Origin of the sequence: Mesorhizobium sp. M7A.T.Ca.US.000.02.2.1, assembly GCF_003996995.1 — a bacterium.
Classification (GTDB): Bacteria; Pseudomonadota; Alphaproteobacteria; order Rhizobiales; family Rhizobiaceae; genus Mesorhizobium.
The window spans coordinates 1-9,592 of the sequence record NZ_RZTT01000233.1; the positions used below are offsets into that span (position 1 = coordinate 1).

Below are 9,592 nucleotides of genomic sequence, written 5' to 3' on the forward strand. Positions count from 1 at the left end.
GGCCCCGCCACAGCAGCCGGCGCTTGCCGACACCGTCACGACACCGACGGCGCTGCACACGCCGGTCTCCGGCAGCACCAGCCGGACTTCGCGGGCCGCGGCATGGTCTCCGGCAATATCGGCCACCACCGAGCGGACTTGCTCGTAGCCGGTCGCCATCAGGAAAGTCGGAGCACGGCCGTAGGATTTCGAGCCAACGATGGTGAAGCCGGGTTCGGGATGCGCGAGTTCCCGTATGCCATGCGCCGGAACCGTGCCGCATGAGTGGAAGTTTGGATCGATCAGTGGCGCCAGTGCCGGCGGCGCTTCGACGGCGTGATCGAGCGCGATGCGGATTTCGCTCAGGAACGACAGGTCTGGCCTGAAGCCTGTGGTGACGACGATGCGGTCGATGGCCAGGTTGAACGGCTTGCCACCCAGGTTGGCGTCGACGACAAGTCCCTCGCCCTGTGTCTCGATGCCGTTGACGGCGAAAGACGTCAGCATGTCCAGCCTGCCATCCGTCATCGCCTGCCTGGCCGCCAGCCCAAGCGCGCCGCGTTCAGGCAACTGGTCGTTCAGCCCGCCGCCGAGCAATCTCTCGATGCTGGCGTGGCGCAGCGCCCAGAAGATTTCGGTGCCCGGTGCCGCGTCCTGCAACTCCATCAGCGCCAAAGCGACGTTGATGGCCGAGTGCCCGCCACCGATGACCAGGATGCGCTTGCCTGCATAGTCTTCTCTCGCCTTGCCGACCACGTCGGGAATGCCATAGGCGATGCGTGCCGACGCCTCGCTTTCGCCAGCAACCGGCAGCCCGTCGACGCCGATCGGATTTGGCCGCCACCATGTTCCGGACGCGTCGATGACCGCGCGCGCGAGAACGCGGTGTTCGCCGCCGGCATCGCGATAGCGGATGACGAAGGGCGCGTCCTTGCGGCCATCATTGGCAACCTTGTCGTGTCCCTGACGGGTGATTGCTGTGACCTCGGCGCCAAGCTTCAAATTGGCGGCGATCGCGGGAAGCCGGCCAAGCGGCGCCAGATAATCGCGCACGATCTCGCCGCCGGTCGGCAGGCCCTGGCTGTCCGGCGCCGTCCAGCCGGAGCGGTCGAGCAGCGCCCGCGCCGCCGCATCGATGTTGTACTTCCATGGCGAAAACACCCGCACATGTCCCCAATCGAGCAGCGCCGCACCCACGCTTTCGCCGCGTTCCAGGACGAGCGGAGTGATGCCGCGCTCGACCAGATGCGCCGCGGCTGCCAGCCCGACCGGGCCGGCGCCGATCACCGCGACGGGAAGGTTTGCCATCATGTCCATAGGTTCCATCCTTCCGGTATGTTCGAATTATAAGCGCAAAAAAATCAAGCCAGCGCTTTGCCGGCGGCGGGCGCGCAGGCGGCGTCGGCGCAGCACTCGTCGGCGAGGTAGCCGATCAGCGCATTCATGCCGGGATAGTTGGCGCGGCAGATCAGCGTCGTCGCTTGCCGCTCCTGCGTCACCAGACCGGTGTCGACCAGCCGCTTGAGGTGATGCGACAGCGTCGAGGACGGAATGTCGAGCTTGCCCTGGACGCTGCCGACGGCAAGCCCGTCGTCACCGGCGCGCACCAGGATGCGATAGAGCTGAAGCCGCGTCGGGTTGCCGAGCGCTTCGAGCTGGGAGGCTGCTTTTTCGAGTTTCATGGAAATAAACTATACGGCACTTTTCGCATCGTCAACCCAAATTTCGAAAAATATGGAAATACGAAACCCAGGCACCGTCAAAGGTGCCTCAGATCGACCGCTGGTTGACCCGCTTGGCGACCTCTTCCGCACTCTCGACCCGCTCGGAATAGCGGTCCGTCAGGTAGTTGGAGCGGTCGCGCAGGAGCAGGGTGAACTTCATCAGCTCCTCCATCACGTCGACGATCCGGTTGTAATACGATGACGGCTTCATGCGGCCGGCTTCGTCGAACTCGGCGAAAGCCTTGGCGACCGACGATTGGTTGGGGATGGTGACCATTCGCATCCAGCGGCCAAGGATGCGGAGCTGGTTGACGGCGTTGAAACTCTGGGAGCCGCCGGAGACCTGCATGACGGCGAGCGTCCTGCCCTGCGTCGGTCGTACTCCGCCCATCGACAGCGGCAGCCAGTCGATCTGCGCCTTCATCACCCCCGTCATGGAACCGTGCCGTTCCGGAGAGCACCAGACCTGAGCCTCCGACCAGATCGACAGGTCCCGCAATTCCCTGACCTTGGGATGCTCGGCGGACGTCGAATCCGGCAGCGGCAGGCCCGAAGGATTGAAGATGCGAACCTCGGCGCCGAGGCGGCGAAGGATTCGCGCGGCCTCCTCGGTGACGAGGCGGGAATAGGACCGCTCCCGCAGCGATCCGTAGAGCATCAGCACGCGGGGCTTGTGAATGGACCTAGCCGCGTCCAGCAGAACCTGCATATCGATCGGTCGAAACTGCTCTTCGTCGACGTTCGGCAGCGTGTCATCGGCGACCTGGTTCTGCTCAGGCAATGCGCTTGCCCTTGGTGTCGACGACGACTTCGCCATCCTCTTTAACGAACAGCCCGATATCGGGGTTGGGCAGGATATCGAGAACCGCTTCCGAAGGTCGCGCGAGAACGACGCCGAGACGCGTCACCACGATCGGCCGATTGATCAGGATCGGATGCGCCATCATGAAATCCAGAATTTCATCGTCGGTCCACTTGGGATTGCCGAGATCGAGTTCCGCGTAAGGCGTGCCCTTCTCGCGCAGCAATTGGCGCGGCATCATGCCCATCGCGGCAATCAACTCGACCAGCCTTTCGCGCGACGGTGGCGTCTTCAGATATTCGATCACCTCCGGCTCTTCGCCGGACTGGCGGATCATGGCCAGCGTGTTGCGCGAGGTGCCGCAATCGGGGTTGTGGTAGATGGTGACGGTCATTCGGCAGCCTTCATCTGTCTTGTTGATTTCGGTTCGGCGAGCAGCCAGCCCGCCAGGGCCATGGCCAGCAGCGCCCCCAGCAATTCGGCGGCTATGAAGCCCGGCAGGTCGACCGGACGGATGCCAGAAAACGTGTCGGAAAAGGCGCGGGCGATCGCGACAGCCGGGTTGGCGAAGGAGGTCGAGGCCGTGAACCAGTAGGCGGCGGTGATGTACAGCCCGACAAGCCACGGGATCGCGTCGGAGCGGAAGCGCAAGCCTGCCAGGATGGTGAACACAAGGCCGAAGGCGGCGACTGCCTCCGCGAGCCATTGCCCGGTTCCGGTCCGCACCGTCGCTGAGGCCTGCAGGATAGGCAGTTCGAACATGGCATGGGCCAGAAACGTCCCGGCAATGCCGCCCACGACCTGGGCGGTGACATAGGCAAGCGCCGCGTTCGCCTCGATCTCGCGGCGAAGCGCGAACACCAGCGTGACAACCGGATTGAAGTGCGCCCCCGAGATCGGTCCCAGTATCGTGATCAGCACGACGAGGATCGCCCCGGTCGGCAGCGTGTTGCCGAGCAGCGAAACGGCGACGTCGTGTGTCAGCCGGGCGGCCATGATGCCGGAGCCGACCACGGTCGCGACGAGCAGCGCGGTTCCCAAGGCTTCCGCGACGATGCGGCGTGGCAGGTCGTTCGCCACGAGCTTCAGCCGGCCTTCGGCAGGTTGCGGCCGATTTCATCCAGCCGCTTCTGCAGGGCAAGCTTGTCGACCATGCTCATCGGCAGGCTGATGAAGATCGAAATCCGGTTGTTGAGCATGCGATAGGCTTCGGCAAAGGCCAGATGTTTTTCGGCATCGGTGCCCTCCGCGTCAGCCGGATCAGGCACGCCCCAATGTGCGGTCATCGGCTGTCCTGGCCAGACAGGGCACGATTCATTGGCGGCGTTGTCGCAGACCGTGAAAACGAAATTCATCTCCGGCGCACCGGGAACCGCGAATTCTTCCCAGTCCTTCGAACGGGCAAAGGACGTGTCGTAATTGAGGTTCTTCAGAAGCTGGAGCGTGTAGGGATGCACCGCCCCTTTGGGATGCGACCCGGCCGAATAGGCCTTGAACTTGCCGGCGCCAATACGATTGAGAATCGCCTCTGCGATGATCGACCTCGCCGAATTGCCGGTGCAGAGGAAAAGAACGTTGTACGGTTCGCTCATGGTGCATGCCTCCCTTCTAGCATTTGCAGGTGACCGCCTGGATCACGGGCTGGCAGAGCTCCGGCGCGCCATTGCAGCAATCTTCCATCAGATAGGCCAGCAGGTCGCGCAGGCCGGTCATGTCGGCGACATAGCGCACGGTCCTTCCGTCGCGTTCGGGACGGATCAGCCCGGCATGGGCGAGCACCTTCAGATGCGCCGACATGGTGTTCTGGACCGTGTCCAGCCTCGTGGCGATCTCGCCCGCCGGAATGCCTTCCGGACCGGCACGCACGAGCAGCCGGAAGACATCCAGCCGCGTCTCCTGGCCAAGTGCGGCCAGCGCGTTCAAAGTGCTTTTCTTATCCATATATCCGAATCCTCGGATTTATGGATATCGGCCTCCCAGCGATCTGTAAAGCGTGTCCGCCGCCATCATGTGACGGCAAGCACCTTTCCCGTATCGTGCTGGCGCACGAAGTCGACGCGGGCGCCGTCCCAGTGGTAGCTGTAGTGGCGACCCTGCACTGGAATGGTAATGACATCGGGCCAGAAGATGCCGATGCAGCCGCCGCCCGGCATGCGCACGCTGTTCCATACCAGTCCGTCGCTGCCTGCTGCCCGCAGCGCCCGCCCTTCCGCCTGCGAGGCGGAATAGTCATCCGGGTCGAGCACGCCGGGCACCGCGTTGACGTCATCGAGGTCGCGGTCGACGCTGCCGATCAGCACGCGGAAATCCGCCGTCCAGCCCGGCCCCTCGTTGGTGGCGCGCATGAATTTCTGATGATGGTGGATGGTCTCGGCCAGAGCGACGTCCTCACTGTCGCCGGCATAGTAGATGCCGTAGCTGCCATCCGAGAAGCGGCCTGGCCTCAGCGTCGAGCAGTGCACGAAGGGCGCCATCACGAAGCTGGCGCCGGGGCCGGAAACCCGCCTTGCGGCCGACACCTTGCCGAGATCGCCGATCTCGAACCTTATGCGCGGGTTGGTCTTCGCCTCGACGGCGGCAAGCGCCTCCCAGTCGCGCGGGTCGGCAATGTCCTCGAAGAGGTCGATGGGCGGATGGATGGAGCGGATGATGCGGAAGGTCTGGTGCCAGTCGACGCGGCGCCTGACGGCAAGTCCACTCACCATGCGCCACGCTCCGCATCGAGCCATTCGCGCATCGCCGAGAGATCGGAGATTTCGCCGCGCAGCATCAGGTCGAGGGCCGACTGGCCGCCGAAGGTGGCATTGGGCTTGCGTATCCAAGCATAGCCGCGCGCCGGGTCCGTGAACAGATAGCGCAGGCCCTTGTGGATGCCCATCAGATGCGCCATGCGGGTGCGCAGGTCGCGGTCGATCCTGCCGACGCCACCTTCCTTCCAGCGCGCCCAGGTGCGGGCCGATATGCCGCCGAGCAGGATGCAGGCCTCGACGTCGCTAAGATTCCAGGCCTTGAACAGATTGACCGTGGTGCGCGCCAGCGCGCCGGCCTCGTCATCCGATATGACGCTGCCAACCGTGGCCGGTGTCGTGACAATGGACTGAAGCTGCATTTTGTTGCCTCGCTATTGGCAGATATATAGCATGCATTTGCCAATTGGCAAGGAGATCAGCAAGGCAGGGCCAATCGCTTTCAGGCCAATGACAGCTTCCGTCTTGTGAAGGCCACCAATCGCCAAAGTCGGCGCCGCCGCTCATCCGCCTGCCGGCACCTTCTCCCCGTATAGTGACGGGGAGAAGGGAGATGGCCGCATCGCTGGCGCCTATTCTGCAACATTGGAGATTGGCGAAACCGTCCATGACGGCGTCTTTCTCCCCGTCACTATACGGGGAGAAATGCCCGGCAGGGCAATGAGGGGCGGCGCTGACCTCGGCGATACCGGACGGACAGCGCGCCACATATCGTGGCGCGCTCTGACCAATTTTACTCCGCCGCCTCATACCCCGCGATGCCCTTGATCTCCAAAAAATCCTCGAGCCCGTATTCGGCATATTCGCGGCCATTGCCGGACTGCTTGTAGCCGCCGAACGGCAGGCCGGCGTCCCACTGGGGATAGTTGATGTAGACATTGCCGGTGCGCATGCGCGCCGCCACTTCGCGCGCCTTCTTCATGTCCTTGGCCTGGATATAGGAAGCGAGGCCATAGACGGTGTCGTTGGCGGTCTCGACCACCTCGTCGACGCTGTCATAGGGCATGATCGCCAGCACCGGCCCAAAGATCTCCTCGCGCGCGATGCGCATGTCGTGGGTGACGTCGGCGAACACCGTCGGCCTGACGTAATAGCCGCGGTTGAGTTCGGCCGGACGGCCGGGGCCGCCGGCGACCAGCGTCGCACCTTCATCGATGCCGGCCTGGATCAGGTCCTGGATCTTGTCGAACTGGATCTGGCTGACGACCGGGCCAAGCTTGGTGCCGGCAGCGTCGGCGGGGCCGACGGTGAACTTTTCCGCCGCGGCCTTGGCATAGCCGGCCGCCTCGTCATGGCGGTCGCGCGGCACGAACATGCGCGTCGGCGCGTTGCAGGACTGGCCGCTGTTGCTGAAGCAGCCGGCGACGCCCTTGCTGACGGCGCTTGCGAGGTCGACATCCCCGAACAGGATGTTGGCCGACTTGCCGCCAAGCTCCTGATGCACGCGCTTGACCGTGTCGGCGGCGGCCTTGGCCACCAGGATGCCGGCACGGGTTGAACCGGTGAACGACATCATGTCGATGTCAGGATGGCTGGACAGCGCCTGGCCGACGCCCGGTCCGTCGCCATTGACGAGGTTGAAGACGCCCTTCGGCACGCCGGCCTCGTCGAGGATTTCGGCGAAGATGATGGCGTCGAGCGGCGCGATCTCGGAGGGCTTCAGCACCATGGTGCAGCCGGCAGCAAGCGCCGGGCCGACCTTGCAGGTGATCTGGTTGAGCGGCCAGTTCCACGGCGTGATCAGCCCGACGACGCCGATCGGCTCCTTGACCACCAGATGGTTGCCCTTGACGTGGCGGAATTCGAAACTCTTCAGCACGTCGGCCATCTTCTGCAGATGCGCAAGACCGATGCCGACCTGGCTGTCCAACGCCATCTGGCGCGGCGCGCCCATCTCGCGTGACACAGCGACGGCAAGATCGCCACTGCGCTTCTTGTAGACCGCGATGATGCGGTTCAACAGGTCGAGCCGCTCGCCAACCTCGGTGAAACCAAAGCTGTTGAAGGCGCGCTTGGCGGCAGCCACCGCTTTGTCGACATCGGCCTTGGAGCCGAGCGAAATCTGCGCAAAGGCGTCCTCATTCGAGGGATCGATGACATCGAAAGCGTTGGGCACAACAGGATCGACCCACGCGCCATCGATATAGAACTGCAGATTGTGTGACATGGTTTCTCCTTGGGATGCACCGCATGGCCGTGCCGGCCGTCATATGTGGCTGGAGATAACGATGCACAAACGCCGCTGTCAAACGCAACCCCCGAAGTGGTTGAGCCAGTGCGGCAGTGATTGAGCCAGAGCGGTTGGGTCAGCACCCGGCTTGGTGAGGATAGACTACAGCAGGATATGCCCGGCCTCGACCAGAAATCGCCTCGCCGCGGCCTGATCCGTCGCTTTCACCAACAGATGGTCGCCATCGAAAGTGGACACCACGAAGATGCCCAGCCCGTTTTCCGACAACGGCCTGATGACCGACAGCACGATACCGGTTTCGTCGAAGGCAAACGGCCCCTGAAGCTTGAAGGCTACCCAGTCACCGTCCTGCCTGACACTATCCGGCACACGATCCTGCAGGCAAACGATCGAAAGCTCGTCGTCAGTCCTTGTGATACTGACGAAGCTTGGCCCGTCCGCCCAACCGGGGATGGTCTCGCCCGCCGCCAGCCGGGCAACCGCGTAAAACCCTGAGAGTTGTTTGTGCCTGACGCAGATGGCCATTGTCGATCTCCTTCCTCAGATCGCCGGTGATCCCGCGAGCTTCTTGCTCATGTGGACCGTCATGCCGTTCATGAACGGCTCTTCCCTACCGATGACATAGCCCTGCCTCTTGTAGAGCGACACATTCGCGTCGAAGGCGCCGTTGGTCAGCAGGCGAAGCTCGGCGCGTCCCGCTCCGGTCGCCTTGCGCTCGGCCAGTTCCAGTAACAGCCGGCCGATCCCCCTGCCCTGCGCATCCGGTGCGACGCAGACATTCTCGATCCACAGGTGATCCTCGGCCAGCACGGTTTCGATCAGCCCGACGATCCGATCATCCTCCACGGCGAGATCGAACGGATGCTCGGCAACGGCCTTGTCATAGTCGGCGCGCATCGGCAGCGGCTCGCGGCCGATCACCGGCACCCATTTGGCATAGGCGGCGCGAACGATATCCCGGATCGCGGCGGCGTCAGCAGGCACGGCCGGCCGAAGCCGGATGGAAGAATTGTTGGTCATCAAAGTGCTCCAGACATGAAAAACCCCGCCGGCGGTTTCGCGGGCGGGGCTGGAAACGAAAGAACCGGGTCTATCCTGCCGGTCTTTGTCGTCGCGCAGTCAGTCTGCCGCTCCGCATCGTGCAGGGGCGGCGTCGCTTGGTGGGCGCGAGGACGAACATGGCGCCAAGCTGGAACAGGAAGAGCGGCGCGTCAAGACACCTACAACGGCTTCAGTATTCCTGCGCCGTCGGCCGGAACAATATCTCGTTGATGTCGACCTCGTCAGGCTGGCTCATGGCGAACACCACCGTCCTGGCAAAAGAATCGGCCGGAATGGCCACCCGGTCGTAGAGTGCGCGTACGCCCTCGGCGACATCGGGCTCGGTGACGCTGCCGGGCAGTTCGGTCGCCACGGCACCGGGCGAGATGATGGTGGTGCGGATGTTATAGGGTTTCACTTCCTGGCGCAGGCCTTCCGAGATGATGCGCACCGCGTGCTTGGTCGCGGCATAGACCGCTCCGCCCGGCCCGACCTTGTGGCCGGCGACCGACGATACGTTGATGATGTGGCCGCTCTTCTGCGTCTTCATGTGCGGCAGCGCGGCGGCAATGCCGTAGAGCACGCCCTTGATGTTGACGTCGATCATCCGGTCCCAGTCCTCGACCTTGCCGCGCTCCAGCGGGGAATGCGGCATCAGGCCGGCATTGTTGATCATGACGTCGACGCGGCCGTGCGTCTCGACCGCATGGTCGACCAGATGCCGGACCTGGCCGACATCGGTGACGTCGGTCTGAAGGATGGCGCCCTCGCCAAGTGAAAGCGCGCCGGCCAGCGCCTGCAACCGGTCGAGGCGGCGTGCGCCCAGCACCAGTTTCGTGCCCTCCCTGGCCAGAAGCCGTGCGGCGGCTTCGCCCAGCCCGCTTCTGGCGCCAGTGATGACGACGACTTTGTCCCTGATGTTCTCGGCCATGATCTCATCCTTCTGATTGTCGGCTTCGCTGCCCACGGCAGCCTGAGCGTTCGAACTGGCGCCTCAGCCGGGCAATTCGACCCGACCGAGCCAGCCGGTGACCTCGTCAAGCGTCTGGCGTTCCTGGTCGCACTGCTTGGAAAAACCTTCGATGAGCCGAGCCCCTGGTGCATGATC

At 63.7% G+C, this 9,592-nt stretch carries 13 protein-coding genes; all 13 read right to left on the reverse strand.

Features of this window, described 5'->3' with window-relative positions; all coding sequences use genetic code 11:
- A partial coding sequence (locus EOD15_RS20920) for an NAD(P)-binding domain-containing protein (protein ID WP_127408790.1) occupies positions 1–1,296 on the reverse strand: 1,296 nt, incomplete at its 3' end.
- Between the two features lie 44 nt (positions 1,297–1,340).
- The gene (locus EOD15_RS20925) at positions 1,341–1,661 is read right to left on the reverse strand and encodes a metalloregulator ArsR/SmtB family transcription factor (protein ID WP_127272114.1); all 321 of its coding nucleotides are present in this window, start codon (positions 1,659–1,661) and stop codon (positions 1,341–1,343) included.
- Positions 1,662–1,749: 88 nt separating this feature from the next.
- Complete coding sequence (gene arsH, locus EOD15_RS20930) at positions 1,750–2,484, reverse strand: arsenical resistance protein ArsH (protein ID WP_281035570.1); 735 nt, start codon at positions 2,482–2,484, stop codon at positions 1,750–1,752.
- On the reverse strand, positions 2,477–2,899 hold the full coding sequence (gene arsC / locus EOD15_RS20935) for an arsenate reductase (glutaredoxin) (protein ID WP_127322435.1): 423 nt from the start codon (positions 2,897–2,899) through the stop codon (positions 2,477–2,479). Before arsC ends, arsH begins: the two co-directional genes overlap by 8 nt.
- Positions 2,896–3,585: an MIP/aquaporin family protein gene (locus EOD15_RS20940; protein WP_127322436.1), complete on the reverse strand. Its 690-nt coding sequence runs from the start codon at positions 3,583–3,585 to the stop codon at positions 2,896–2,898. Before EOD15_RS20940 ends, arsC begins: the two co-directional genes overlap by 4 nt.
- Positions 3,586–3,590: 5 nt before the next feature.
- Complete coding sequence (locus EOD15_RS20945) at positions 3,591–4,097, reverse strand: arsenate reductase ArsC (protein WP_127270862.1); 507 nt, start codon at positions 4,095–4,097, stop codon at positions 3,591–3,593.
- Between the two features lie 16 nt (positions 4,098–4,113).
- Positions 4,114–4,446 carry a metalloregulator ArsR/SmtB family transcription factor gene (locus tag EOD15_RS20950; protein WP_127270864.1) on the reverse strand — a complete coding sequence of 111 codons (333 nt, stop codon included), beginning with the start codon at positions 4,444–4,446 and terminating at the stop codon, positions 4,114–4,116.
- A gap of 65 nt (positions 4,447–4,511) precedes the next feature.
- Positions 4,512–5,210: an RES family NAD+ phosphorylase gene (locus EOD15_RS20955; RefSeq protein ID WP_127294914.1), complete on the reverse strand. Its 699-nt coding sequence runs from the start codon at positions 5,208–5,210 to the stop codon at positions 4,512–4,514.
- Complete coding sequence (locus EOD15_RS20960; RefSeq protein WP_127322437.1) at positions 5,204–5,614, reverse strand: MbcA/ParS/Xre antitoxin family protein; 411 nt, start codon at positions 5,612–5,614, stop codon at positions 5,204–5,206. Before EOD15_RS20960 ends, EOD15_RS20955 begins: the two co-directional genes overlap by 7 nt.
- Before the next feature lie 371 nt (positions 5,615–5,985).
- Positions 5,986–7,419 (reverse strand): aldehyde dehydrogenase family protein, encoded by a 1,434-nt coding sequence (locus tag EOD15_RS20970; RefSeq protein ID WP_127326538.1) that lies wholly within the window; start codon positions 7,417–7,419, stop codon positions 5,986–5,988.
- A 165-nt stretch (positions 7,420–7,584) separates the two neighbouring features.
- Positions 7,585–7,968 (reverse strand): ACT domain-containing protein, encoded by a 384-nt coding sequence (locus tag EOD15_RS20975; protein ID WP_127321415.1) that lies wholly within the window; start codon positions 7,966–7,968, stop codon positions 7,585–7,587.
- 15 nt (positions 7,969–7,983) lie between these two features.
- Positions 7,984–8,463, reverse strand: coding sequence for a GNAT family N-acetyltransferase (locus tag EOD15_RS20980; RefSeq protein ID WP_127321416.1), 480 nt, complete (start codon positions 8,461–8,463; stop codon positions 7,984–7,986).
- Between the two features lie 211 nt (positions 8,464–8,674).
- A complete protein-coding gene (locus EOD15_RS20985; protein ID WP_127321417.1) occupies positions 8,675–9,415 on the reverse strand; it encodes an SDR family oxidoreductase in 741 nt (246 codons plus the stop codon).
- Between the last annotated feature and the right edge of the window lie 177 nt (positions 9,416–9,592).